Source organism: Microbacterium sp. 05T445 (genome assembly GCF_056395865.1).
Genome location: NZ_JBFTKJ010000002.1, coordinates 1739512 through 1764442 on the forward strand (window position 1 = coordinate 1739512; position 24931 = coordinate 1764442).

A 24931-nucleotide genomic window follows, 5' to 3' on the forward strand; every position below is an offset into this window, starting at 1 on the left:
GCACGAGGAGAAGGCAGCATGAGCACCCCCACCGAGAAGCTCGTCGCCCAGGGCGTCAGCATCTGGCTCGACGACCTGTCGCGTGAGCGCATCACGTCGGGCAACCTGACCGAGCTCATCTCGACGCGCAACGTCTCCGGCGTCACGACCAACCCGACGATCTTCCAGGGCGCGATCGGCGGCGGCGGACACGCCTACGCCGCACAGCTGGCCGAGCTCGCCGCGGCCGGCGCGTCCGTCGACGACGCGATCTTCGCGGCCACCACCGACGACGTGCGCGACGCGGCCGACATCTTCCGCCCCGTCTACGACGCGACCGGCGGCGTCGACGGCCGCGTGTCGATCGAGGTCTCCCCCGACCTCGCCCACGACACCGACGCGACCATCGCGCAGGCCAAGGAGCTGTGGGCCAAGGTCGACCGCCCGAACGTGCACATCAAGATCCCCGCGACCAAGGCGGGCCTGCCCGCGATCACCGCGGTGCTCGCCGAGGGCATCTCGGTCAACGTGACGCTGATCTTCAGCCTGGAGCGCTACGCCGAGGTCATCGAGGCCTTCCTCGCCGGCCTCGAGCAGGCGCAGGCCAACGGCCACGACATCTCGCAGATCCACTCGGTGGCGTCGTTCTTCGTCTCCCGCGTGGACACCGAGGTCGACAAGCGCCTCGCCGCGATCGGCACCGACGAGGCCACGGCCCTGAAGTCGCTGGCCGGCGTCGCCAACGCCCGCCTCGCGTACGAGCTGTTCGAGCAGGCGTTCGCCACCGACCGCGCGAAGGCGCTGACGGATGCCGGAGCCCACCTCCAGCGGCCGCTGTGGGCCTCGACAGGCGTCAAGGACCCTTCGCTGCCCGACACGCTGTACGTCACGGAGCTCGTCGCTCCCGGCACCGTCAACACGATGCCCGAGAAGACCCTCGAGGCCACCTTCGACCACGGCCCCGTCGGCGGCGACGCCGTCACAGGCGCCTACGCCGGCGCGCACGACGTCTTCGCGCGTCTCGCCGCGGCCGGTGTCGACTTCGCCGACGTCACCCAGGTGCTCGAGGACGAGGGTGTCGAGAAGTTCATCGCCTCCTGGCACGACCTGCAGGGCACCGTCCGTACGGCGCTCGCGGACGCGCTCGAGGCTGCACGATGAGCTTCGACATCCATCTCAGCGGTCACGTCAAGTCCGTCGTCGAAGCGACGCTCCCCGAGCTGGTGAGCAGCCTGGTCGCCTCCGGCATCACCGCCGGAGACGCCTCGCTGTGGGGCCCCGACGCCGAGGCCGAGGCCTCCCGGCGTCTGGGCTGGGTGCAGTCGGTCAGCGTCTCGCGTCCGCTGGTCCCCGAGATCCTCGCGCTGCGCGAGCGGCTCGCCGGCCTCGGCGTGACGCGCTTCGTGCTCGCGGGGATGGGCGGCTCGTCGCTGGCTCCCGAGGTGATCGCCCAGACCGCCGGCGTGCCGCTGGTGATCCTCGATGCCACGGCCCCCGGCCAGGTGCTCGCCGCGATCGACGGCGACGCCGAGAGCGGCGATCTCACCCGCACCGCCCTGATCGTGTCGTCGAAGTCCGGATCGACCGTCGAGACCGACTCGGCCAAGCGCGCGTTCGAAGCCGCCTTCCGCGACCTCGGCATCGACCCCGCCGAGCGGATCATCGTGGTGACCGACCCGGACTCGCCGTTGGACGAGTCGGCCCGCGCCGCCGGATACACCGTGTTCAACGCCGACCCCACCGTGGGCGGCCGCTACTCCGCGCTCACCGCCTTCGGGCTGGTGCCGGCGGGCCTGGCGGGAGCCGACATCTCCGAGCTCCTGGACGAGGCGGAGGCCTCGCTGCTCGAGGTGGCGATCGACTCCCCCGACAACCCCGCGCTCGTGCTCGCCGCGGCCATCGCCGGCGGCGAGCCCCGCCGCGACAAGCTCGGGCTCATCACCGACGGCACCCACATCCAGGGACTCCCCGACTGGATCGAGCAGCTCATCGCGGAGTCGACGGGCAAGCAGGGAACCGGCATCCTTCCGGTCGTCCTGCTCCCCGTCTCCCCCGAGGTCGACGCCAAGCCGGTCGATCTGCAGATCGTGCGCCTGGTCGACGAGGCCAAGGAGTTCCACCTCTTCGAGCACCACGAGGGCGAGATCCTCGTGAGCGGATCGCTCGGCGGGCAGTTCGTGGTGTGGGAGTACGCGACGGCGATCGCGGGACGGATGCTGGGCATCGACCCGTTCGACCAGCCCGACGTCGAATCGGCCAAGGTGGCCGCACGGGGCCTGCTCGACGCGCGCCCCGCGCCCACCGCACCGGCCTTCACGGTCGAGGGCGTCGAGGTGCGGGTCTCGGACCCCGAGCTCGCGGCATCCGGAACCGTCGCCGGGGTGCTCGACGCCCTGTGGGCGCGCATCCCCGAGGGCGGGTACGTCGCCATCCAGGCGTACGTGAACCGGCTGGAGCTGCCCCAGCTGGCAGGTCTGCGCGAGCTCGTCGCGGCCGACTCGGGTCACCCGACCACGTTCGGCTGGGGTCCCCGGTTCCTCCACTCGACGGGGCAGTACCACAAGGGCGGCCCCGCCAACGGCGTCTTCCTGCAGATCCTCGAGCAGACCGACGTCGACCTCGAGATCCCCGACCGGCCGTTCACGTTCGGCGAGCTCCTGCAGGCGCAGGCCGCCGGCGACGCCACCGTGCTCGCCGAAGGGCACGGCCGTCCGGTCGTGACCCTCACCCTGACCGACCCGCAGATCGAAGTGCTCTCGCTCTTCGAGGCCGCCCAGTAGGAGTCCGCCACCGCCTATGACCGTCGAGATTTCGCGCGGGCACAACCCGCTGCGCGACCCGGAGGACCGGCGCCTCAACCGCATCGCCGGCCCGAGCGCGCTCGTGATCTTCGGGGTGACGGGAGACCTCTCCCGCAAGAAGCTCATGCCCGCCGTGTACGACCTCGCCAATCGCGGTCTGCTGCCTCCCGGGTTCGCCCTTGTCGGCTTCGCCCGCCGCGATTGGGCGGACCAGGACTTCGCCCAGGTGGTCTACGACGCCGTGCGCCAGCACGCGCGTACCGAGTTCCGCGACGAGACCTGGCAGCAGCTGCTGCAGGGCATCCGGTTCGTGTCGGGAGAGTTCGACGATCCCGACGCGTTCCGGCGTCTCAAAGAGACGGTCGACCGGCTCGACACCGAGCGCGGCACGATGGGCAACCACGCCTTCTACCTGTCGATCCCGCCCAAGGCGTTCCCGCTCGTGGCGGAGCAGCTGAAGGCGTCGGGGCTCGTCGACGACACCGCCGATCAGCCGGACCGCTGGCGCCGCGTCGTCATCGAGAAGCCGTTCGGCCACGACCAGGAGTCGGCGCGGGCGCTCAACGACGTGCTGCGATCGGCGTTCCCGACGGACTCGATCTTCCGCATCGACCACTACCTCGGCAAGGAGACGGTCCAGAACATCCTGGCGCTGCGCTTCGCGAACGAGCTGTACGAGCCGATCTGGAACCGCAACTACGTCGACCACGTGCAGATCACGATGGCCGAGGACATCGGCGTCGGCGGCCGCGCAGGCTACTACGACGGCGTCGGCGCGGCGCGTGACGTCATCCAGAACCACCTGTTGCAGCTCATGGCGCTGACCGCCATGGAGGAGCCCATCTCGTTCGACGCGAAGGACCTTCGCGCCGAGAAGGAGAAGGTGCTCGCCGCCGTCACGCTCCCCGCCGACCTCGCCCGCTCCACTGCGCGCGGTCAGTACGCAGGCGGCTGGCAGGGCGGCGAGAAGGTGCTCGGCTTCCTCGAGGAAGACGGCATGAACCCGCACTCGACGACCGAGACCTACGCCGCGGTCACCCTCGAGGTGAACACGCGGCGCTGGGCGGGCGTCCCGTTCTACCTGCGCACCGGCAAGCGTCTCGGGCGCCGCGTCACCGAGATCGCCGTGATCTTCAAGCGCGCCCCCGAGCTGCTGTTCTCGCGCAGCCAGACGTCGGGCCAGGGCCAGAACGCGCTCGTGATCCGCGTGCAGCCCGATGAGGGCGTCACGATCCGCTTCGGCTCGAAGGTGCCCGGCGCCGGCGCCCAGGTGCGCGACGTCACGATGGACTTCGGCTACGGCCACGCCTTCACCGAGGCGAGCCCCGAAGCGTACGAGCGCCTCATCCTCGACGTCCTGCTCGGCGACCCGCCGCTGTTCCCACGGCACGAAGAGGTCGAGCTGTCGTGGAAGATCCTCGACCCGATCGAGAAGTTCTGGGACGCGCAGGGTGGCCCGCTCGAGCAGTATTCGCCCGGGTCGTGGGGCCCGGATTCCGCGGACGAGATGCTCGCCCGCGATGGCCGCACCTGGAGGCGCCCGTGATCGTCGACCTTCCCGACACGACCGTCAGCAAGATCTCGCGCGCGCTGGTCAACGTCCGTGAGGAGGGCGGCGCCGTCGCCCTCGGCCGCGTGCTGACGCTCATCATCCTCACCCGCGAGGGCGCCGTCGAAGAGGTCATCGAGGCCGCGAACGACGCGTCGCGCGAGCACCCGATGCGGGTCATCGTGCTGATGATCCCCGACCAGTACGACGCCGAGTCGCGCCTGGACGCCCAGATCCGGGTCGGCGGCGACGCGGGGGCCAGCGAAGTCGTCACGCTGCGCGCGTTCGGCGATGCCGGCCACTCGAACCTCGAGAGCCTCGTGACGGGCCTGCTGCTGCCCGATGCGCCCGTGGTGGTGTGGTGGCCGAACCGCACGCCCGAGCGCATCTCGAAGACGTCGATCGGCCGCATCGCGCAGCGCCGGATCACGGATGCCGCAGCCCAGCCCGACCCGTCAGCCTGGGTCGCCGGGCTCGGCGCCCAGTATGCGCCCGGAGACACCGACCTGGCGTGGACGCGCCTGACCCGCTGGCGCGAGCAGCTCGCGGCGATCCTCGACCAGCCGCCGTACGAGCCCGTGCTCGGCGTGCGGGTGCGCGGCGCGGCGGACTCGCCGTCGACGGCGCTCCTCGCCGCCTGGCTGCGCCTCACCCTCGACGTCCCGGTCGACTGGTCGTACCTGACCCCCGAGGAGTGGCCCCACGGCATCAAGTCGGTCGCGCTGGTGCGCCCGAGCGGCGAGGTGCTGCTGGAGCGCCCCACGCCCGGCGTCGCGATCCTCACCCAGCCCGGTCAGCCCAGCCACGAGCTCGCTTTTCCGCGCCGGACGCTGCGCGAATGCCTCGCTGAGGAGCTCCGTCGCCTCGACCCGGACGTCCTGTATGGTCGAGTCATCACCGACGGCTGGGAACTCCTCAGCGGTTCGGCGACGAAGGAGACGCAGGATCGATGAGCGCCGCGCACCGGTCGGACAGGGTTGAGGATCATGCCTGAAGGCTGGGCCGAGAAGCGCGTCGTCATCAGTCCCGACCCCGCCGCGCTGGCCGAATCGGTGGCCGCGCGCTTTCTGAGCCGCGTCGCCAAGCGCGTGGACGAAGGCAAGCTCGCCCACATCTCGCTCACCGGCGGGACCATGGGTTCCGCAGTGCTGGCCGCAGCGGCGCGCAACCCGCGGGCGACGCGGATCGACTGGTCGCGCGTGCACTTCTGGTGGAGCGACGAGAGGTTCGTTCCGAGCGGCCACGCCGACCGCAACGAGCAGCAGGCGCGCGACGCATTCCTCGACGGTCTCGACATCCCGGCCGCCAACATCCACGCGCCGCTGCCGAGCGACGACGGCGTGGACCTGGATGCCGCGGCCGCCGCCTATGCCGCGGACCTGGCCGCGTTCGCCGGCGACGAGGGCCCGTGGCCGGCCTTCGACGTCTGCTTCCTGGGTGTCGGCCCCGACGGTCACATCGCATCGCTCTTCCCCGACCGGTCCGAGATCCAGATCACCGACCGCGCCGTGGTCGCGGTCCGGGACTCCCCCAAGCCGCCGCCGGAGCGCGTCACCATGACGCGGCCGGTCATCAACAGCTCCAAGCGGGTGTGGCTGGTCATCTCGGGCACCGACAAGGCATCGGCTCTGGGCCTCGCGCTGGCCGGTGCCAGCTACACGAGCGTGCCGGCAGCCGGCGCGAAGGGCCGCAAGCGCACCGTGTTCTTCGTGGACGAGGCGGCAGCGGCACAGGTCCCGCCCGACCTCATCGACCGGGAGTACTGACCCCGGTCCGGGCAGCACCCCACCGATACAGAAGAGAAGAGCGGATGCCGACGGCATCCGCAAGTAGCGCACCGTCTCGTTGCCGAGCGCGTCCCAGTACGAGACCGCGATGCGGTCGGCGTGGAAGCCGTGGTCCTGTTCGCCCATCGGGCCCGCGCCGACGCGGGTGCCGCGGATCGCGTTTCCTCCGGTGGCCATCAGATCGCCTGGAACTTCGTGATGAGCCCGAGGGCCACGATGGACGCGAACCACACCAGCGCGAGGACAACCGTGAAGCGGTTGAGGTTGCGCTCGGCGAGTCCGGACGAGCCGAGGGCGGACGTCATGCCGCCGCCGAACATGTCGGACAGGCCGCCACCACGCCCCTTGTGGAGCAGGATGAGGAGGGTCAGCAGGAGACTCGTGATGCCGAGAAGCACCTGCAGGACGAACTCGATGATCTGCACAGTCGTTGAAGCCTTTCGATGCGATCATTCGCCGATCGCACAGGGGTCAAGTATACGTGTACGCCGGCGGGCGACGAGGAACCCTCGCACACCCGCCGGCGACGGCGTCAGACGCCGACGTGCTTCTGGTAGCGGATGATCGCGGCGAACTCGTCGACCACGAGGCTGGCCCCGCCGACCAGGGCACCGTCGACGTCGGGTTCGCGCATGAAGCTGGCGATGTTGCCCGACTTCACCGACCCGCCGTAGAGGATGCGCGTGCGCGCGGCGGCGTCAGCGCCGAGCTTGTCGGCGATGACCTCACGGAGCGCGGAACACACCTCCTGTGCCTGCTCGGGCGAGGCGACCTGGCCGGTCCCGATCGCCCAGACCGGCTCGTACGCCACGACGATCTCGGCGTCAGCGGCCACGCCCTCGAGGGCGACCTCGAGCTGCCCGACAGAGACCGCGGTAGGACCGGATGCCTCGCGCTGCTCGAGCGTCTCGCCCACGCAGATGACCGGGACGAGGCCGTGCTTGATCGCCGCCTTGACCTTGGAGGCCACGACCTCATCCGTCTCGCCGTGGTACTGGCGTCGCTCGGAGTGGCCGATGATCACGTAGCGCGCGTCGAGCTTGGCCAGGAACGCGCCGGAGACCTCGCCGGTGTAGGCGCCGGAGTCGTGCGCCGAGACATCCTGCGCGCCCAGGGCGAACGGGATCTTGTCGGCGTCGAGCAGCGTCTGCACGGTGCGCACATCGGTGAACGGCGGGAAGACCGCCACCTCCACCGAGCCGTCCTCGTGCTTGGCGTCCTTCAGCGTCCAGTGCAGCTTCTGGACGAACGCGACCGCCTGCAGGTGGTCGAGGTTCATCTTCCAGTTGCCTGCGATCAGCGGCGTACGGGTGCTCACTGCCATCCGAGGACCTCCAGTCCGGGGAGCTTCTTGCCCTCGAGGAACTCGAGGCTCGCGCCTCCGCCCGTCGAGATGTGACCGAACTGGTCGTCGGCGAATCCGAGCTGGCGGACCGCCGCGGCCGAGTCGCCGCCGCCGACGACGGACAGGCCGTCGACCTCGGTGAGCGCCCGTGCGACCGTCTTGGTGCCCGCGGCGAACGCCGGCATCTCGAAAACGCCCATCGGGCCGTTCCAGAACACGGTGGTCGACGAGCGGATCGCGGCGGCGAACAGCTCCGCCGTCTGCGGGCCGATGTCGAGGCCGAGACCGTCAGCGCCGAACGGCGTGTCCTCGAGCGCGTCCGCCGGGGCGACGACGTGGTCGGCGTCGGCGGCGAACGCCGAAGCCATGACCGCGTCGACCGGCAGGATCAGCTCGACGCCGCGCTCGGCGGCATCCGCGATGTAGCCCTTGACGGTGTCGATCTGGTCGACCTCGAGCAGGCTCTTGCCGACCTTGTAGCCCTGGGCCGCGAGGAAGGTGAACAGCATGCCGCCGCCCACCAGGATCTTGTCGGCGCGCGGCAGCAGGTGCGCGATGACGCCCAGCTTGTCGCTGACCTTCGAACCGCCGAGCACGACCGCGTAGGGCCGCTCGGGGTTCTCGGTGAGGCGGTCGAGGACGTCGACCTCCTTCTCGATCAGGAAACCGGCGGCCGACGGCAGGAGCTCGGCGAGGTCGTACACCGACGCCTGCTTGCGGTGCACGACGCCGAAGCCGTCCGACACCAGCACATCGCCGAGCTCGGCCAGCTGCGCGGCGAAGGCGCGGCGCGCAGCCTCGTCCTTCGCGGTCTCACCGGGGTTGAACCGCAGGTTCTCGATGACGGCGATGTCGCCGTCATCCAGGGCGGCGACGGCCTCATGGGCCGACTCCCCCACGGTGTCGCGCGCGAAGGCGACGGGCTTGCCGAGCAGCTCCGACAGGCGCTGGGCGACCGGCTCGAGGCTGTACTTCGGGTCGGGAGCGCCGTCCGGGCGCCCGAGGTGGGAGCAGACGACGACGCGGGCGCCCTGGTTGATCAGGGCGTTGAGCGTGGGGAGCGTGGCCCGCACACGGCCATCGTCCGTGATGACCGCGTCCTGGAGAGGGACGTTGAGGTCAGCACGGACGATGACGCGCTTGCCGGCCAGCGAACCCAGGGTGCTGAGGGTGCGCAGAGCCATGGCCGTTGGTTACAGGCGCTCGGCGACGTACTCGGTGAGGTCGACCAGGCGGTTCGAGTAGCCCCACTCGTTGTCGTACCAGCTCGAGACCTTGACCAGGTTGCCGCTGACGTTCGTCTGGCCGGCGTCGAAGATCGACGAGTACGGGTCGAGCTGGATGTCGGTCGACACGATCGGGTCGGTGTTGTACTTCAGGTAACCCACCAGGCGACCGTCGGCGGCGGCGGCCTCGTAGGCGGCGTTGACGGCCTCCTTGGTGAGGCCCTCGGTCGGCGTGATGATCGTCAGGTCGACGATGGAGCCGGTGGGGACCGGCACGCGGTACGACGAGCCGCTCAGCTTGCCGTTGAGCTCGGGCAGCACCAGGCCGATGGCCTTGGCCGCACCCGTCGAGGCCGGCACGATGTTCAGCGCGGCAGCGCGAGCGCGGTGCAGGTCGCTGTGGGGGCCGTCCTGGAGGTTCTGGTCGGCGGTGTAGGCGTGCGCCGTCATCATGAAGCCGCGCTCGATGCCGAACGCGTCGTTGAACACCTTGGCCAGCGGCGCGAGGCAGTTGGTCGTGCACGACGCGTTGGAGATGATGTTCATCGTCGCCGAGTCGTACGTGTCCTCGTTCACGCCCATGACGAAGGTGCCGTCGACGTCGGTGCCCGGCGCCGAGATGATGACCTTCTTGGCGCCGCCCTGGATGTGCTTGCCCGCATCGGCCGCGTTGGTGAAGCGACCGGTGGACTCGATGACGATGTCGACGCCGAGCTCGCCCCACGGCAGGTTCGCGGGGTCGCGCTCCTCGAAGACCTTGATGGCCTTGCCGTTGACGGTGATCGAGTCCTCGTCGTACGAGACGTCGGCGTCGAGACGGCCGCCGACCGAGTCGTACTTGAGCAGGTGGGCCAGGGCCTTGTTGTCGGTGAGGTCGTTCACCGCCACGACCTCGAGGTCTGCGCCCTGCGCGAGTGCCGCGCGAAGGAAGTTGCGTCCGATACGGCCGAAGCCGTTGATGCCGATCTTGACAGTCACGGAATTGCTCCTGAGATGTGTCGTGCGCGAGTGCGCGGTTGTTGCGATTGCAGACAGAGACAACGGCGTCCCAGCGGGCGGACCCGCAGGGACGCCGCGCTTGCTATGACAGTACCAGCAGGCCCGCCGTCTTCGAACGGGCGGCATCGAGGCGCTGCGCGACGTTCTGCCAGTTCGCGATGTTCCAGACCGCCTTGACGTAATCGGCCTTGACGTTGAGGTAGTCGAGGTAGAACGCGTGCTCCCACATGTCCAGCTGGAAGATCGGGATCGTGCCCTGCGCGGTGTTGCCCTGCTGATCGAAGAGCTGCTGGATGATCAACTGCTCGCCGATCGGGTCCCAGCTGAGCACGGCCCAGCCCGAGCCCTGGATCCCGTTCGCGACGGCGGTGAAGTGCGCCTGGAACTTGTCGAAGCCGCCGAAGAACTCGTCGATGGCGGCGCGCAGCTCGCCCTCGGGCTCTCCGCCGCCCTCGGGCGAGAGGTTGGTCCAGAAGATGGAGTGGTTGACGTGGCCGCCGAGGTGGAACGCGAGGTCCTTCTCGAGCTTGTTGACATTCGCGAGGTTGCCCGACTCACGAGCCTCGGCGAGCTGCTCCAGCGCGGTGTTCGCTCCGGTCACGTACGCCTGGTGGTGCTTGCTGTGATGCAGCTCCATGATCTTGCCGCTGATGTGCGGCTCCAGCGCGGCGTAGTCATAGGGGAGGTCGGGCAGGGTGTACTTCGCCATGTTCTCTTCTTCCTGTCGGCGCGCGCCGAGTCCCCGGCGCAGCGAGGGTGACGGACTCATCCTACTGAGCGCCAACGCACGCGTGACGGGGTTGCTTCCCTCCGCGACATATGAAAGAACGGCTGCCGCGATTCGCGGCAGCCGTTCTTCCGATCAGTCCTCGATCCCTGCGGGGACGGCGGACTCAGTACCGGGCAGCCCCTCGGCCTCGGCCTTCTTGTCGGCCATCGCGAGGAGCCGGCGGATGCGCCCGGCGACCGCATCCTTCGTGAGCGGCGGGTCGGCGTGGTGGCCGAGCTCGTCCAGGCTCGCGTCACGGTGGGCCAGGCGCAGATCGCCGGCCTGACGGAGGTGGTCCGGCACCTCGTCGCCGAGGATCTCGAGCGCGCGCTCGACGCGGGCGCACGCCGCGACGGCGGCCTGGGCGGAGCGACGGAGGTTCGCATCGTCGAAGTTGACCAGGCGGTTGACCCCGGCGCGGACCTCGCGGCGCTGACGCATCTGGTCCCATTCGCCGGCGGCGCGCACGGCGCCCATCGCCGCAAGGGCGGCGCGGATCGCCTCCCCCTCGCGCACGACGACGCGCGGGATGCCGCGCACCTCACGCGCCTTGCCCGCGATGCCGAGACGGTGCGCGGCGCCCACGAGCGCCATCGCGGCCTCCGAGGACGGGCAGGTGATCTCCAGCGCGGCGGAGCGCCCGGGGTCGCTGAGCGTGCCGGCGGCGAGGAACGCGCCGCGCCAGATGGCCGCGAGGTCGCCGCGCGAACCGGTGGTCAGCTTGTTGGGCAGACCGCGGACCGGGCGACGCCGCTGGTCGAGCAGACCGGTCTGACGGGCGAGGGTCTCACCGCCCTCGATGACGCGGACGGCGTAGTGGCTGCCGGTGCGGGCACCGGAGCCCTGCACGTGGACGAGCTCGGGGCGCACGCCGTAGAGCTCGACGAGGTCGCGGGCGGTGCGACGGGCGAGGACGTCGGAGTCGAGCTCCGCCTCGACGGCCACGCGGTTCGCGATCGAGTGCAGGCCGCCCGAGAATCGCAGCAGCGACGTGAGCTCGGCCACCCGTGCCGTAGGGCGCGGGTCTCGCACGGTGATCAGCTCGGCCTTCACGTCAGCGGTCAGCGACACGGGTCTCCTTCAGGGTCTTGCGGGAACGACCGTCTAGCCTACCCGGCCGGTTCGGCCGCCGACCTCTCACTCGCGTCCGAGGTCGCGGTCCTTGATGCGCACGGCGACGCCCGGCACGGTGGCCAGGCGGTCGGCGAGCTCGCGCACCATGACGACCGAGCGGTGCTTTCCACCGGTGCAGCCGACCGCGATCACGGAGTGCCGCTTGTTCTCGCGCTGGTAGCCTTCCAGCACCGGGCGCAGCGCTTGACTGTACGCCTCCAGGAACTCCCGCGCACCCTCCTGGCCGAGCACGTAGTCGCGCACCTCAGGGTCTTCGCCGGTGAACGGGCGGAGCCGCTCGTCCCAGAACGGGTTGGGCAGGAATCGCATGTCGGCGACGAGATCGGCATCCGGCGGCAGCCCGTACTTGAACCCGAAGCTGAGCAGTGTCAGCGTGTGGCGGGCCGATCCCGCCTCGGTGAACATGTCGGCCACCTGCGTGGCGAGCTGGTGGATGTTGTAGCTCGAGGTGTCGATGATGAAGTCGGCGCTCTCGCGCACCGCCGCGAGGCGAGCGCGCTCGAGACGGATGCCGTCGAGGACGGTGCCGTCGCCCTGCAGCGGGTGCGGGCGGCGCACAGCCTCGAAGCGCCGCACCAGCGCGTCGTCGGAGGCGTCCAGGAACATCAGGCGGATCTGGCGCCGCTCACGCAGCGCGCGCATCGCCTCGGGGAGGTCGGAGAACAGGTCGCGCCCGCGGACGTCGACCACGACGGCGACGCGCGGGAGCACACCTCCCGCGAGCTCGGTGAGGTCCAGGAGCGGCTTGAGCATCTGCGGCGGCAGATTGTCGACGACGTACCAGTCGAGGTCTTCCAGCGCGTTCGCCGCCGTCGAGCGTCCGGCACCGGACATACCCGTGACGATCAGCACCTCGCCGATGTCACCGTCGCGACTCGTCGCCTCGGTCATGACCACCCCCGTCCCGACCAGCCTAGTCACTGGAGCGTGCGGCGGCCGGAGCCAGATGGGTGTGGATGGCCGCGGCGAGCTTCGGACCCACCCCGGGAAGCTCCGCGATCTCGTCCGGCGTCGCCTTCCTGAGCGCCGCCACCGAGCCGAAGTGGCGCAGCAGCGCCTTGATGCGCGCCTCCCCCAGCCCCGGGACCTCCGCCAGCACGCTCTGGATGTCGCGCCGCCGGCGCTTGCGCTGATGCGTGATCGCGAAGCGGTGGGCCTCGTCGCGCAGCCGCTGCAGCAGGTACAGCGCCTCGGACGTGCGCGGCAGGATCACGGGGTACTCCTCCCCCGGCAGCCACACCTCCTCGAGCCGCTTCGCGATACCGCACAGCGCGATCTCCTCGTGACCGGCGTCGCGGAGGGCGCGCGCGGCCGCCTCGACCTGCGGCTGACCGCCGTCGACCACCAGCAGCTGCGGCCGGTACGCGAAGCGGGGGCGGCGCCGCTCGGTCACGACGAGCTTCTCGCCCTCCGGCCCCTCGGTCGTACGGACCGCGGACGCGGCATCCGCCTCGCTCTCCTCCGGGCGATCCAGGTACGCGAGCCGGCGCGTGAGCACCTGGTAGAGCGAGTCGGTGTCGTCGGTGGTCTCGGCGACGCCGAACGAGCGGTACTGGTCCTTGCGAGGCAGTCCGTCCTCGAACACGACCATCGAGGCGACGACGTTCGTGCCGCTCAGGTGCGAGACGTCGTAGCACTCGATGCGCAGCGGCGCCTCGGCGAGGTCGAGTGCCTCCTGCAGGTCGGTGAGCGCCTGCGTGCGAGCCACGTAGTCGCTGGTGCGGCGCGTCTTGTGGAGCATCAGCGCCTGCTGCGCGTTCAGGGTCGCGGTACGCATGAGGTCGGCTTTGCGTCCGCGCTGGGCGACCTGGATCGTCACGTTCTTGCCGCGCCGCTCGCGAAGCCACTCCTCCAGATCGGCGGCATCCTCGGGCATCGCCGGCACCAGCACCTGCTTCGGGATGTCGGCCCCCTCGGCGTTGCCGTAGGTGCGCTGCAGCACCTGGTCGACGAGGTCGCCGCCTGAGATGTCGATCTCCTTCTCGATCGTGGTCGCCCGCACCCCTCGCACGCGACCGCCGCGGATCACGAAATGCTGCACGGTCGCGGCCAGTTCGTCCTCGGCGATGCCGAACAGGTCGGCGTCGGTGTCGGCGGCCAGCACGAGCGCGCTCCGGTTGAGCACCGCGTCGATCGACTGCAGCCGATCGCGGTAGACCGCGGCCGCCTCATAGTCCATCGCCGCCGAGGCCTCGCGCATCCGCGCGGTGAGCTCCTTCGTGAAGCGCTGGTCGCCTCCGGACATGAACGCGATGAAGTCCTCGACGATCGCGCGGTGCTCCTCGATCGTGACCTTCATCGAACAGGGACCGCCGCAGCGCCCGATCTGGCCGGGGAAGCACGGCCGGCCGGTCGCCATCGCCTTCTTGTACGACGCGTCGCTGCAGGTGCGGATCGGGAACACCTTGATCATGAGGTCGATGGTGTCGTGCACCGCCCACACCTTCGGGTACGGGCCGAAGTACTTCGCGCCGGGGATGCGGCGGTTGCGCGTCACGATGACCCGCGGCGCCTCGTCGGCCAGGGTGATCGCCATGAACGGATAGGACTTGTCGTCCTTGTAGCGGACGTTGAACGGCGGATCGAACTCCTTGATCCACTGGTACTCGAGCTGCAGCGAGTCGACATCGGTCGCCACGACCGTCCACTCCACGGAAGCGGCGGTCGTCACCATCCGCCGGGTGCGCTCGTGCAGCGTGCGCAGCGGCGCGAAGTAGTTCGACAGGCGCGCGCGGAGGTTCTTCGCCTTGCCGACGTACAGCACACGGCCGTCCCGGTCGCGGAACCGGTAGACCCCCGGATTGGTGGGGATCTCCCCCGGCTTCGGCTTGTACGGGACGGTGGGAGCGGAGCGCGCCATGCCGCTCAGCCGGCCTTGCGCGCCCCGACGAGCTCGGCGACCGCGTGCGTGGGCGCGCGCATGCCGAGCACCTCGGCCAGGAAGGCGCCGGTGTGGCTGGCATCGACGCGTGCGACCTGCTCCGGGGTGCCCGTGGCGATGATCTGGCCGCCGCCCGCTCCGCCCTCGGGCCCGAGGTCGATCACCCAGTCCGAGGACTTGATGACGTCGAGGTTGTGCTCGATGACGATGACGGTGTTGCCCTTGTCGACCAGGCCGTTGAGCACCTCGAGGAGCTTGCGGACGTCTTCGAAGTGCAGACCCGTGGTGGGCTCGTCGAGCACGTAGATCGACCGGCCGTTCGTGCGCCGCTGCAGCTCCGTCGCGAGCTTCACGCGCTGCGCCTCGCCGCCGGACAGGGTCGTGGCGGACTGCCCCAGTCGCACGTAGCCGAGGCCGACGTCGACGAGCGTCTTGAGGTAGCGGTGGATGGCCTGGATCGGCTCGAAGAACTCGGCAGCCTCGGCGATCGGCATCTCGAGCACCTCGGCGATGTTCTTGCCCTTGTAGTGCACGGCCAGGGTGTCGCGGTTGTACCGCTTGCCGTGGCAGACCTCGCAGTCGACGTACACGTCGGGAAGGAAGTTCATCTCGATCTTGATCGTGCCGTCGCCCGAGCACGCCTCGCAGCGGCCGCCCTTGACGTTGAAGCTGAAGCGTCCGGGCTGGTAGCCGCGCACCTTCGCCTCCTGCGTCTCGCTGAACAGCGTCCGGATGCGGTCGAACACGCCGGTGTACGTGGCCGGGTTGGAGCGCGGCGTGCGGCCGATCGGCGCCTGGTCGACGTGCACGACCTTGTCGAGGTTCTCGAGGCCGGTCACCCGCGTGTGCTTGCCGGCGACACGGCGTGCGCCGTTGAGGCGCGTGGCGAGGACCTGATACAGGATGCCGTTCACCAGCGAGGACTTGCCCGAGCCGCTGACGCCGGTCACCGCGGTGAGCACGCCGAGCGGGAAGTCGACGGTGACGTTCTTGAGGTTGTTCTCGCGCGCGCCGACGACCGTCACCTGGCGCTTCTTGTCGATCTTGCGGCGCTTCTTCGGGGTCGGGATCGCTCGCCTGCCGGAGAGGTAGTCGCCGGTGATCGAGTCGGGGTCCTCGAGCAGCTCGCCGATCGGGCCGGAGTGGACGACCTCGCCGCCGTTGACGCCGGCCCCGGGGCCGATGTCGACGACCCAGTCGGCGGCGTGGATGGTCTCCTCGTCGTGCTCGACGACGATGAGCGTGTTGCCGAGGTCGCGCAGCGCCACCAGCGTCTCGATGAGCCGGCGGTTGTCACGCTGGTGAAGGCCGATGGACGGCTCGTCCAGCACGTAGAGCACGCCGGTCAGGCCCGAGCCGATCTGGGTCGCGAGGCGGATGCGCTGCGCCTCGCCGCCGGACAGGGTGGCGGCGGCGCGGCTGAGGCTCAGGTAGTCCAGGCCGACGCGGATGAGGAAGTCCAGCCGCAGGCGGATCTCGCGCAGCACCTGCGCCGCGATGGTCGCCTCGCGGTCGGTGAGCGTCAGCTTGGCGAAGTACTGCCGCGCCTCGCCCAGGCTCAGCCGCGAGGCGTCGGCGATCGAGTGCCCGTGCACCTGCACGGCGAGCACCTCCGGCTTGAGGCGCGCACCGTCGCACACCGGGCACGGCACCTCGCGCAGGTACTCCGACCAGCGCTGCCGCTGCGTGTCGGACTCGGCCTGCGTGTACTGCCGCTCGATGTAGGGCACGACGCCTTCGAAGCCGGACGAGTAGCGCATCTCGCGGCCGTACCGGTTCTTCCACCGCACGGTGACCTTGTAGTTCTCACCGCGCAGCACGGCTTCGCGCACATCCGCCGGGAGCTTCTTCCACGGGGTGTCGAGAGAGAAGCCCAGGTCGTTCGCGAGGCCCTCGAGGAGGCGTTCGTAGTACTGGAACAGTCCCTTGCCCTGCGTCGTCCACGGGATCAGGACCCCCTCGCGGATCGAGAGGTCCTCGTCGCCCAGCATGAGCTCGACATCCACCGACATGCGGGTGCCCAGGCCCGAGCAGGCCGGGCAGGCGCCGAACGGGGCGTTGAACGAGAACGTGCGAGGCTCGATCTCGGTCAGCTGCAGCGGGTGGCCGTTCGGGCACGCCAGCTTCTCGGAGAAGGACTGCCACGCGGCATCCCCCTCCTCGTCGACGAAGTTGACCTGCATGACGCCGCCGGCGAGCGAGAGCGCCGTCTCGACCGAGTCGGTGACGCGCTCCAGGATTCCGGGGGCCGCGACGAGCCGGTCGACCACGACCGCGATGTCGTGCTTGTAGCTCTTCTTGAGCGTCGGCGGCTCGGCCAGCTGGATCAGCTCGCCGTCGACGATCGCGCGGGCGTAGCCCTTGGCGCCGAGCTCCTTGAAGAGGTCGACGAACTCGCCCTTCTTCTGAGTGACGACGGGCGCGACGATCTGGTACCGCGTGCGCTCGGCCAGTTCCATGAGCTGGTCGGCGATCTGCTGCACCGTCTGGCGCTGGATGACCTCGCCGCACTCGGGACAGTGCGGGATGCCGATGCGCGCCCAGAGCAGACGCATGTAGTCGTGGATCTCGGTGATCGTGCCGACGGTCGAACGCGGGTTGCGGTTGGTGGACTTCTGGTCGATCGACACCGCCGGGCTGAGGCCCTCGATGAAGTCGACGTCGGGCCGATCGACCTGGCCGAGGAACTGCCGCGCGTACGCGCTCAGCGACTCGACGTACCGGCGCTGGCCCTCGGCGAAGATGGTGTCGAATGCGAGGCTCGACTTGCCAGAGCCTGACAGGCCCGTGAAGACCACCAGCGAATCGCGCGGGATGTCGAGGTCGACATCCTTGAGGTTGTGCACGCGGGCACCGCGGACGCTCAGCTTTCCGCTGGTGCCGCCGACGGCGTTTCCGGACGTGTTCCCGGGCATGTTTCCGGGCAGGGCGACAGGGACGATGGGCACCCGACAAGTCTAGGCGGGGCCTCCGACATCGGCTCCGGATCGTGCTTCCTGTGCGCTGTGAACCACCGGCAGGCCGGCATCCGCCCGGCGCAGCCAGTGAAGCCCGAACGCCGCGGCCACGATCAGCACCCCTGCGCCTGCGAGCGCGGCCCACGCGATCCCCGCGCCCTCCGCAGGCGGGGCCAGCATCGCGACGCCGAAGGCGAGCGGCTGCGCGACCAGCTGGATCGCGACGAAGCGGCGCAGCGTCGGCACCAGCGCGCGTGCGGAGATCCATGACAGCGCGGGGACCGTCCACGCGAGCGACGCCAGGACGTGGATCGCGTGCACCACGAGCATCCCGATCGCGGTGTGCGCCGGCTGCGGGTCGGCGAACAGCATCCCGAGCCCGACACAGGCTCCCCCGATCCAGCCGCCCAGCGACCGCGGCATGACCGCACCGATCACCGCGGCCGCGATGGCGAGGCCGCGCCACAGCGGCACCGGCACGAGCGTCATCGCGCCGGCGGCCGTCACCGCGACCAGCAGCCCGCGCAGGAGCACGGCCGGCAGGCCGCCGCGCACGCGGAACGCGTGTGTCCGCCGCGTCATCGCCGCACCGCCCGGAGGCGCCGCTGCCCGCGCGCCGCGATCCGCAGCGCCGTGTCGGGCGATCCATCCGCCCACGGCACGACGTCGATCCCCGTCGCGCGCAGCTCGGCGAACACGTCCTCGCGCTCGGCGAGCAGCGTCCGCATCGCGAGCAGCCGCTCGCGGCCGAGGCGCTCGGCGTGCGGCGCGGGCAGCACGTCGACGGCGACGACCGCGTGCCCGGCGGCACGCCAGAGCGTGGCGAGCTCTGCCGCCGCACCGTCGAAGAACGTCGACAGCATGAAGACGATGGACCCGTGCGCGATCATCGGCGCCCGCCGATAGCGGACCTCGACGTCGCTCGCGCCCGTCGCCGCGATGACGTCGCGCAGACGTGCGAGCTGGCGCGCCCCGGCGCCGGCCCGCACGGTGCGGCCGTCGGGCGCGAGAACGTGGTACGCGACGCGATCGCCGGCCTGCGCGGCGGAGGTCGCGATCGACAGCGCGGCCTGGCGGGCGAGATCGAGCGACGTGACGCCGCTGTGCTCGGGGTCATCGGTGCCCCAGGTCACGACCGCCTCGCCGAGGTCGTCGGCGGTGTCGATCGCGATCACGACCGTGCTGTCGCTCAGCGCCTGGGTGCGTCGCACCAGCAGGTCGCCGGGGCGCCGCGCCAGACGGGCGGTGGCACGCCAGTCGACGCGCCGCAGCTCGTCGCCGGGCGCGAACGGATGGATGTCGCGGAAGTCGCCGCCCTGCCCGGGCCGGGCACCCTCGTGACCGCCGTGCAGACCGGTGAGGCGCAGCGCCACCGGCAGCTGCTGCAGCGGGACGGTGTCGGGGACGCCGTTCCAGGCGAGCGACGTGCGCGGCCCGGGGTCGGTGACCCACGCGCCGTCCTGGTCGACCCCGCGTGCCGTCACGGCGATGAGCTCGGTCGGACCACTGTGCCGCAGCCGGCTGCGCATGCGCAGCGTCCCGTCGCCCGGCGCGACATCGGCCACGCCGGTGCGCAACCCGCCCTGATCGACGGCGAGCTGCACCCAGTCGGCCGACAGCGCGGCATCCACTTCGCCGACGACGGCACCTGCCTGCGGGCCGTCCGAGGCCGCCCTCGCCGACACCGTGAGGCGGAGGATGCCGTCGGCCGGGCGCCGCGCGAGCGCCCACACCGTCGCGAGGCCCAGCGGGAGGCCGACCGCCACGAGGTCGGGGCGCGAGAACGCCACACCGGCCGCGGCCAGCAGCACGGCTCCGATCAGCCCCACCGCGGTGACCGGCGTCCGCAGCCAGCGCAGCGGCGCCTCGGCTGTCGTGCGGACGCTCTCGCTCATCGCGGCAGGGCGACGGTCGGCGGAACGGGCACCTGCGCGACGGCCGCCGACACCACCGAGGCGGGATCGACGCCCTGCGCCCACGCCTGCGGGGTCAGCGTGAGACGGTGCGCGAGCACCGGCACCGCGAGGTGTTTGATGTCGTCGGGGCGGACGTACGCCCGCCCGTCGAGCGCGGCGAACGCCCTGCCCAGAAGCACGAGGGCCTGCGAGCCGCGCGGCGACGCACCCACCGCCACGTGCGGCGCCGTCCGCGTCGCCCGGGCGAGGTCCGTGCAGTAGCGCGCGATGTCGGGGTCGACGTGGATCGTCTCGACGGCCCGCTGCAGGTGCAGGAGGCCCTCGGCGTCGAGGACCTGCTCGACCTGGGCGTCCGGGCTCTGCCGCCGCACGCGATCGAGGATGATCTGCGTCTCGCCCTCCGCGGTCGGGTACCCGACCGAGAGCCGCACCATGAAGCGGTCGAGCTGCGCCTCGGGCAGCGCGTACGTGCCCTCGTACTCGATCGGGTTGGAGGTGGCGATGACATGGAAACGCACGGGCAGCGGGAACCTCACCCCCTCGACGGTCACCTGGCGCTCGGCCATCGCCTCGAGCATCGCCGACTGCGTCTTGGGGGTGGTGCGGTTGATCTCGTCGGCCAGGAGCAGCCCCGCGAAGATCGGACCGGGGCGGAAGCGGAACTCCCCCGTGTCGGGGGCGTAGACGTACGAGCCGGTGACGTCGCCCGGCAGCATGTCGGGCGTGCACTGCAGCCGCCGGAAGTCGAGCCCGAGCGCTGTCGCGAGGCTGCGGGCGGCGAGCGTCTTGCCGAGTCCGGGGACATCCTCGAACAGCACGTGGCCGCCGGCCAGCACGGAGGCGAGCGCGATCGTGAGGGGGTCGTCCATCCCGACGATCGCCCCGCGCACGCTGTCGAGGACGCGGCGCCCGAGATCGGCGATCTCGTCGGCGGACGGGAGGGATCGGGTGGGTTCCGGGTGCATCAGCGCTCCTGGTTCGTGTGGGACGGAAGGCGGTCGATCGCGGTCATGACGCGTTCGAGGTCGGTGAGCGTCACCTCGGGACGGACGAAGGTCTCGCGGATGCCGGCACCCAGGAGCTCGTCCACGGCCCGGCTCTGGCCGGGGTCGTCGAGATCGAGCCCGAGGCGGGCGAGACGCCGGCGCAGCACGCGCTCCACGCGACGCACGATCACGAGGCCCGCCACGCCGGTGCGGGCGTTGATGTTCCAGGCGAGGCGCGAGACCTCGGAGCCGCGGGGACGGCGCTCGGGGCGCGGGGGTGGCCACGACCGCTCGCCGATGTGCCCGGCGCGGCTCAGCAGGCCCACGGCGACGATCAGCAGCAGCCAGGCGGCGGCGAACTCGACGGGCACGCCGAGCCCGCCGAGGCCGACGACGACCACCGTGCCGACGGCGAGGCCCAGCACGACGAGCAGCACCCGCTTCACCGTCACCGCCACTCCCGTTCGATCCGCTCCAGCAGCCGCCGCGCGTCTGCCCGATCGGTCTCCGTTGCGACGTAGCCGCCGAACCGCACTCGTTCGTAGAGCGCGAGCAGCCGCCGCGCCTGCTCGCCGATGGCGGATCGTCGCGCGATGATCCGCACTGCGAACTCCCCCGGTGTCTCGCTGACACCGCGGACGACGCCCGAGTCCGCGGCGGCCTCCTCGACGCCGACCCAGGCGGCGACGATCGCGTCCCCGGGCACCGCCGGATCGTCGAGGCGCCCGAGCGCCGCCGCGATCCCCCGCTGGATGACCGCGACGTCCGGCTGGGCTTCGGCCGCTGCTGCCGCGGCCGCCGTCGCGGCGACCGTCGCGCCCTCGCGCTCCTGCGGCGCCCGCCTCTCCCCGGCGCGGCGGAGAGCCCGCACGACCGTCACGACGAGGAGTGCGAGCAGCGCGGCGGCGAGCACGCCGAGGAGGATCAGGATCACCGCGCCGGCGGCGCCCGGGTCGGCGTCCCGGAGCAATTCGGGGAGTGGTTCGCTGGTCGCGGTCGCCTGCGGAGGCGGTGCGGCGGTCCGCGTGGCTTCCGCCCGCGGAACAGCCTCGAACTGCGGGACGCCCTGCACCCCCGACAGCAGCATGAGCAGGAGGCACACGCCCACGACGGCCGCCGCGGCGACGAGCCCGCCCGCGCGCGCCGAGCGGGAGCGGACGGCCGGTGTCATGACCCCACCCTAGAGCGCCGCGGACGCGCCGACGGTGCCGCCCAGAACACGGATGCCGCGGGGCGATGGCCCCGCGGCATCCGTGTTCGTCGAACCTCGTCAGCGCACCAGCACGGTCACCGTCGGGCTCTTGGACGTCGCGACGGTCGCGCTCCCGCTGTAGACGACCGACAGCTTGTGCGCCCCCTTGTCGAGCGCCGGCAGCTTCACCTTGACCGTGCCACGGCTCTTGTCAGTGAGCGTCGCTGTCGCGATCGCGGTGTCGCCGTCGTAGATCGTGACCTCGCCGGTCGGACGCACACCGCCCTCTGCGATCACCACGGTGGTGAACTGGATCGCGGACTTCGCGTTCGCGATCAGCTTGTTCGGGATCCCGACGGTGACGCTGTCGGCCTTGGCGATCGTGACGGGAACCACCACCGACGTGCCGGTGCTCGCGCCGGTGAGCGTGAGCTGGACCGTACCGCCGAACGGCACGTTCGAAGGGAGCTTCACCGACACCGTCGCCGTGCCGTAGTCGTCGTTGAGGACTGCGGTGGTGCCGATCGTGTTGTCCACGGGGAACGCACCGAGCTTCTCGCCGTCGAGCGAGACGACGATCTCGGAGTCGGTGACGTCACCGGGTGCCGACATCGCCCACGACTTGACGGCGAACCCGACCTTCGCGCCTCGGTCGTACGCTGCAGGGGCACCGGCAGGGAACCCGATCTCGACCGCGTGCTGGGCGTAGTCGACCGGCAGCGGCGTGGTCGCGGCGAACGTGGCGAGGTAGTCCACCATCGCCGCGAGGTCGACCTTGCCGGTGTCGCGCTTCGCCGTCCCGTTCGCGAGTTCGAAGAAGTTGTCGCCGCCGGTCGAGAGGAAGGAGTTCACGGTCACCGAGTAGGTCGCCGCGAGGTCGATCGGCTCGCCGTTCAGCCACATGCCCGTCACGGTGCCTCGCGTGCCGGTGTACGACACCTTCGACTCGTCCACGTCCGTCGTCTTCGGGTCATCGAGCGGGAACTCGGTCACCTGCTGCTGCGTGTAGGTGTAGTCGAAGCCCTCGGAGACACCGAGCCGCAGGAAGTTGCGGCTGGGCACCTTGTTGAGCGCGTCGCGCTGCCACTGCTGCTCGAGCACCTTCTTGATCTGCGCACCGGTGAGCTGCATGTTCACGAGGGTGTTCGCGAACGGCTGCACCACGGCCGCCTGCTTGTAGGTGAGCGTGCGCGGATAGGAGCCGTTGCCGGGATCCGTGCCGAGCATGTCGGTGCGCAGGCCGCCGGGGTTCATGAACGCGATCTGCGCCGCGCCCGACTCCTGCCCCTCGGTCGCCCACTGCTGCACCTCGGCGACGAGGTTGCCCAGGGTCGACTCTCCGCCGCGGTTCTCGCTTCCGCTGGCGAACTTCGCACGGTTCAGGGCGCCGCCCAGCTTGCCGAGTTCGACAGCGCCGAGCACCTCGGCCTGCTTGGAGGCCGTGTCGGCGATCTTCGCGGTGGCGGGATCAGCCGGGTACTTCGCGACGAACGCGTTGTCCTCGAGGGGCAGGATCGCCTGGGTCTTCGCGGTGACCTGTCCGGCGTCATCCACGGAGTAGACGAGCTGGTTGAGGTTGGTGCCGTACTGGCCCGCCGACACGACCGGGCGGTCGGTGACGGCACGACCCTCCGTCGCCCACTGGGCGACCGGGAACGAGCAGTTGTAGGCGAGGTGGGTGTGCCCCGAGACGATCGCGTCGACGTCGGGCGAGACGTTGTTGATGATGTTCGCCCAGGCGCCGGCGTCGTCCATGGTGGTGCAGTCGGTGGATGCCGCACCTTCGTGCACGAGCATGACGACGAGGTCGGCGCCCTCGGCGACGAGGTCGGCCGCCTCGGCGTTGACCGACTGCACGATGCCCTTCACGGCGATGTCGGCGATGCCGCCGGGGCTCACCAGGGTGGGGAGATCCTCGGTGACGGCTCCGACGAAGCCGACCTCCACGTCGCCGAAGGTCTTGATCCACGTGGCGGGTACGGCGTCGTCGCCGGTGGCCTTCATCTTGAGGTTGGCCGCGATGTACTGCCACTTCGCGCCGCCGAACGGGTTCGTGGTGGCGTCGTAGGGCGCCATGACGCGGTTGACGAGATCGTTGTAGCCCTGATCGAGCTCGTGGTTGCCCACCGCCGACACGTCCAGACCGGCTTCGTTGAGCGCATCGATCGTCGGCTTGTCGTGCTGGATGAACGACTCGAACGTCGACGCGCCGATGAGGTCGCCCGCGGCGGCGAACACGGTGTTGGGATTCGCCGCGCGCAGCTGCTTGACGGCGCCGGCGAGCACGGCCGCCCCGGCTTCGCCGTTCGTCGTGTTGTTCAGGATGCGACCGTGGAAGTCGTTGGTGGCGAGGATCTGCACCTCGGTCGTGGCCGCATGGGCGGCGGGAGCGACGAGGACGCCCGTCGCCAGCGCGGCGACCGTCAGAGCCGATGCTCCCAGAGCGAGACGACGACGGGGAGACGGGGGTGCGGAACGCGGATCAGATCGCATGGATGCGTGCTTCTTTCTCGTGGCGATGCAGAACGCGGTGCGCGTCGGATCGAGCCGGGTTCGGGGGGACCGAGGCGCACCGATTCTGAGACTAGGAGAATCCTGGACGTTCGCCTAGAGCCCGGATGAACGTTCCCGCAACGGTCGGCGAATGCCTCGCGAGCGGTCAGCGCGGTCCGGAGAAGGGTCGCAGTGCGTCACGCAGGGCGAGCAGCGTGGCAGCGTCCGTCCCGGTCGCGGCCATCACCTTGCCCGGGACCTCGAGCGCACGCTCGCGCAGGCGCCTCCCGGCATCGGTGAGGCCGACGTCGAGCACGCGCTCGTCACCGTCGCGTCGCGAGCGTGTCACGAGGTCCTGCGCCTCCAACCGCTTGACCAGTGGCGAGACCGTGGCAGGCTCCAGCGCGAGTTCGTCGGCGAGCTCCCGCAGCGACCGCGGCGACCGCTCCCACAGCGCCAGCATCACGAGGTACTGAGGATGCGTCAGCCCCATCGGCTCGAGGATCGGCCGGTACACCCCCACGACGTTGCGCGCCGCCGTCACCAGCGCGAAGCACACCTGGTTGTCGAGCGCGAGCAGGGCGTCGGGGCCGAGTTCGGAATCCTTCACGCGATGATCCTATCGTGGGCTAATCATTAGTACACTAATGAACATGCCGGACATGGATGCCACCCCCGACGCCCACCGCCCCCTCCGCGAACGCGTGCGCGAGGCCGGCGGCTGGTACGCCTGGTTCAACACGAAGCTGATCCGGCTCGCCGGACCCGCGGCGGTGGGGCCGTACGAGACGACGCCCCCGCCGACAGCGTCGGAGCGCGCCGAACGGGCATGCCCGCTGTGCGGTCAGCCGATCTCGCATCACTCGTTCGACCGCTCCGGCCCGAAGCCGCTGATGCACTGCCCGTGACGGCGAGGG

The 24931-nt window shown here is 70.7% G+C and carries 22 protein-coding genes and 1 pseudogene; 6 read left to right on the forward strand and 17 right to left on the reverse strand.

Translation table 11 applies throughout. The features are described 5' to 3' along the window. The first annotated feature begins 18 nt into the window (after positions 1–18). Genes tal through pgl form a run of 5 tightly spaced genes read left to right on the forward strand, consistent with a single transcriptional unit; the run spans position 19 to position 6095 of the window. Positions 19–1140, forward strand: coding sequence for a transaldolase (tal, locus tag AC1DDU_RS17805; RefSeq protein WP_477436431.1), 1122 nt, complete (start codon positions 19–21; stop codon positions 1138–1140). Beyond that, positions 1137–2759: a glucose-6-phosphate isomerase gene (locus AC1DDU_RS17810; RefSeq protein WP_477436433.1), complete on the forward strand. Its 1623-nt coding sequence runs from the start codon at positions 1137–1139 to the stop codon at positions 2757–2759. The genes tal and AC1DDU_RS17810 overlap by 4 nt, the downstream gene beginning before the upstream one ends. A 16-nt stretch (positions 2760–2775) precedes the next feature. After that, positions 2776–4326, forward strand: coding sequence for a glucose-6-phosphate dehydrogenase (gene zwf / locus AC1DDU_RS17815; protein WP_477436434.1), 1551 nt, complete (start codon positions 2776–2778; stop codon positions 4324–4326). After that, positions 4323–5282 carry a glucose-6-phosphate dehydrogenase assembly protein OpcA gene (locus AC1DDU_RS17820; protein ID WP_477436436.1) on the forward strand — a complete coding sequence of 320 codons (960 nt, stop codon included), beginning with the start codon at positions 4323–4325 and terminating at the stop codon, positions 5280–5282. Before zwf ends, AC1DDU_RS17820 begins: the two co-directional genes overlap by 4 nt. 33 nt (positions 5283–5315) lie before the next feature. Next, positions 5316–6095 carry a 6-phosphogluconolactonase gene (pgl, locus tag AC1DDU_RS17825; protein ID WP_477436438.1) on the forward strand — a complete coding sequence of 260 codons (780 nt, stop codon included), beginning with the start codon at positions 5316–5318 and terminating at the stop codon, positions 6093–6095. Between the two features lie 63 nt (positions 6096–6158). Here pgl and AC1DDU_RS17830 read toward each other — a convergent pair. From AC1DDU_RS17830 to AC1DDU_RS17910, 17 genes and pseudogenes are all read right to left on the reverse strand, one after another. Beyond that, positions 6159–6293 (reverse strand): annotated as a pseudogene (locus tag AC1DDU_RS17830) (RNA polymerase-binding protein RbpA); the annotation flags it as partial. Beyond that, positions 6293–6541, reverse strand: coding sequence for a preprotein translocase subunit SecG (gene secG / locus AC1DDU_RS17835; protein ID WP_477436440.1), 249 nt, complete (start codon positions 6539–6541; stop codon positions 6293–6295). The pseudogene AC1DDU_RS17830 and the gene secG, both read right to left, overlap by 1 nt. A gap of 107 nt (positions 6542–6648) precedes the next feature. Next, positions 6649–7440: a triose-phosphate isomerase gene (tpiA, locus tag AC1DDU_RS17840; protein ID WP_477436442.1), complete on the reverse strand. Its 792-nt coding sequence runs from the start codon at positions 7438–7440 to the stop codon at positions 6649–6651. Continuing rightward, positions 7431–8645, reverse strand: a complete 1215-nt coding sequence (locus AC1DDU_RS17845; protein WP_477436444.1) for a phosphoglycerate kinase — start codon at positions 8643–8645, stop codon at positions 7431–7433. Before AC1DDU_RS17845 ends, tpiA begins: the two co-directional genes overlap by 10 nt. Before the next feature lie 9 nt (positions 8646–8654). Continuing rightward, the gene (gene gap / locus AC1DDU_RS17850; RefSeq protein ID WP_477436446.1) at positions 8655–9665 is read right to left on the reverse strand and encodes a type I glyceraldehyde-3-phosphate dehydrogenase; all 1011 of its coding nucleotides are present in this window, start codon (positions 9663–9665) and stop codon (positions 8655–8657) included. Between the two features lie 103 nt (positions 9666–9768). Next, positions 9769–10395, reverse strand: a complete 627-nt coding sequence (locus AC1DDU_RS17855; RefSeq protein WP_477436448.1) for a superoxide dismutase — start codon at positions 10393–10395, stop codon at positions 9769–9771. A 153-nt stretch (positions 10396–10548) separates the two neighbouring features. Continuing rightward, positions 10549–11526, reverse strand: coding sequence for a DNA-binding protein WhiA (gene whiA, locus AC1DDU_RS17860; RefSeq protein ID WP_477436450.1), 978 nt, complete (start codon positions 11524–11526; stop codon positions 10549–10551). Between the two features lie 66 nt (positions 11527–11592). Next, positions 11593–12480, reverse strand: coding sequence for an RNase adapter RapZ (gene rapZ, locus AC1DDU_RS17865; protein ID WP_477436452.1), 888 nt, complete (start codon positions 12478–12480; stop codon positions 11593–11595). Positions 12481–12502: 22 nt separating this feature from the next. Next, positions 12503–14449, reverse strand: a complete 1947-nt coding sequence (uvrC, locus tag AC1DDU_RS17870) for an excinuclease ABC subunit UvrC (protein ID WP_477436454.1) — start codon at positions 14447–14449, stop codon at positions 12503–12505. A 5-nt stretch (positions 14450–14454) separates the two neighbouring features. Further along, complete coding sequence (uvrA, locus tag AC1DDU_RS17875; protein ID WP_477436456.1) at positions 14455–17418, reverse strand: excinuclease ABC subunit UvrA; 2964 nt, start codon at positions 17416–17418, stop codon at positions 14455–14457. Between the two features lie 9 nt (positions 17419–17427). Beyond that, positions 17428–18009 (reverse strand): hypothetical protein, encoded by a 582-nt coding sequence (locus AC1DDU_RS17880; RefSeq protein ID WP_477436458.1) that lies wholly within the window; start codon positions 18007–18009, stop codon positions 17428–17430. Beyond that, complete coding sequence (locus AC1DDU_RS17885) at positions 18006–19322, reverse strand: DUF58 domain-containing protein (RefSeq protein ID WP_477436460.1); 1317 nt, start codon at positions 19320–19322, stop codon at positions 18006–18008. The genes AC1DDU_RS17880 and AC1DDU_RS17885 overlap by 4 nt, the downstream gene beginning before the upstream one ends. Further along, complete coding sequence (locus tag AC1DDU_RS17890) at positions 19319–20308, reverse strand: AAA family ATPase (RefSeq protein ID WP_477436462.1); 990 nt, start codon at positions 20306–20308, stop codon at positions 19319–19321. Before AC1DDU_RS17890 ends, AC1DDU_RS17885 begins: the two co-directional genes overlap by 4 nt. Next, positions 20308–20781, reverse strand: a complete 474-nt coding sequence (locus AC1DDU_RS17895) for a hypothetical protein (protein ID WP_477436464.1) — start codon at positions 20779–20781, stop codon at positions 20308–20310. The genes AC1DDU_RS17890 and AC1DDU_RS17895 overlap by 1 nt, the downstream gene beginning before the upstream one ends. Further along, positions 20778–21500, reverse strand: a complete 723-nt coding sequence (locus AC1DDU_RS17900; protein WP_477436466.1) for a DUF4129 domain-containing protein — start codon at positions 21498–21500, stop codon at positions 20778–20780. Before AC1DDU_RS17900 ends, AC1DDU_RS17895 begins: the two co-directional genes overlap by 4 nt. A gap of 99 nt (positions 21501–21599) precedes the next feature. Further along, positions 21600–24014, reverse strand: coding sequence for a 5'-nucleotidase C-terminal domain-containing protein (locus tag AC1DDU_RS17905; RefSeq protein ID WP_477436468.1), 2415 nt, complete (start codon positions 24012–24014; stop codon positions 21600–21602). A 166-nt stretch (positions 24015–24180) separates the two neighbouring features. Then, positions 24181–24624 carry a MarR family winged helix-turn-helix transcriptional regulator gene (locus tag AC1DDU_RS17910; protein WP_477436470.1) on the reverse strand — a complete coding sequence of 148 codons (444 nt, stop codon included), beginning with the start codon at positions 24622–24624 and terminating at the stop codon, positions 24181–24183. A gap of 37 nt (positions 24625–24661) precedes the next feature. Between AC1DDU_RS17910 and AC1DDU_RS17915 the strand changes: the two genes are divergently transcribed. Beyond that, on the forward strand, positions 24662–24922 hold the full coding sequence (locus AC1DDU_RS17915; protein WP_477436472.1) for a hypothetical protein: 261 nt from the start codon (positions 24662–24664) through the stop codon (positions 24920–24922). The last annotated feature ends 9 nt before the right edge of the window (positions 24923–24931 follow it).

Excerpts from the sequence above, each read along its gene's own strand:
- tal (WP_477436431.1), top strand. The coding sequence starts at position 19 with ATGAGCACCCCCACCGAGAAGCTCGTCGCCCAGGGCGTCAGCATCTGG.
- AC1DDU_RS17810 (WP_477436433.1), top strand. The coding sequence starts at position 1,137 with ATGAGCTTCGACATCCATCTCAGCGGTCACGTCAAGTCCGTCGTCGAA.
- AC1DDU_RS17890 (WP_477436462.1), bottom strand. The coding sequence starts at position 20,308 with ATGCACCCGGAACCCACCCGATCCCTCCCGTCCGCCGACGAGATCGCC.
- pgl (WP_477436438.1), top strand. The coding sequence starts at position 5,316 with ATGCCTGAAGGCTGGGCCGAGAAGCGCGTCGTCATCAGTCCCGACCCC.
- AC1DDU_RS17855 (WP_477436448.1), bottom strand. The coding sequence starts at position 10,395 with ATGGCGAAGTACACCCTGCCCGACCTCCCCTATGACTACGCCGCGCTG.
- AC1DDU_RS17885 (WP_477436460.1), bottom strand. The coding sequence starts at position 19,322 with ATGAGCGAGAGCGTCCGCACGACAGCCGAGGCGCCGCTGCGCTGGCTG.
- zwf (WP_477436434.1), top strand. The coding sequence starts at position 2,776 with ATGACCGTCGAGATTTCGCGCGGGCACAACCCGCTGCGCGACCCGGAG.
- AC1DDU_RS17845 (WP_477436444.1), bottom strand. The coding sequence starts at position 8,645 with ATGGCTCTGCGCACCCTCAGCACCCTGGGTTCGCTGGCCGGCAAGCGC.
- AC1DDU_RS17880 (WP_477436458.1), bottom strand. The coding sequence starts at position 18,009 with ATGACGCGGCGGACACACGCGTTCCGCGTGCGCGGCGGCCTGCCGGCC.
- rapZ (WP_477436452.1), bottom strand. The coding sequence starts at position 12,480 with ATGACCGAGGCGACGAGTCGCGACGGTGACATCGGCGAGGTGCTGATC.
- AC1DDU_RS17900 (WP_477436466.1), bottom strand. The coding sequence starts at position 21,500 with ATGACACCGGCCGTCCGCTCCCGCTCGGCGCGCGCGGGCGGGCTCGTC.
- tpiA (WP_477436442.1), bottom strand. The coding sequence starts at position 7,440 with ATGGCAGTGAGCACCCGTACGCCGCTGATCGCAGGCAACTGGAAGATG.
- AC1DDU_RS17905 (WP_477436468.1), bottom strand. The coding sequence starts at position 24,014 with ATGCGATCTGATCCGCGTTCCGCACCCCCGTCTCCCCGTCGTCGTCTC.
- uvrC (WP_477436454.1), bottom strand. The coding sequence starts at position 14,449 with ATGGCGCGCTCCGCTCCCACCGTCCCGTACAAGCCGAAGCCGGGGGAG.
- AC1DDU_RS17915 (WP_477436472.1), top strand. The coding sequence starts at position 24,662 with ATGAACATGCCGGACATGGATGCCACCCCCGACGCCCACCGCCCCCTC.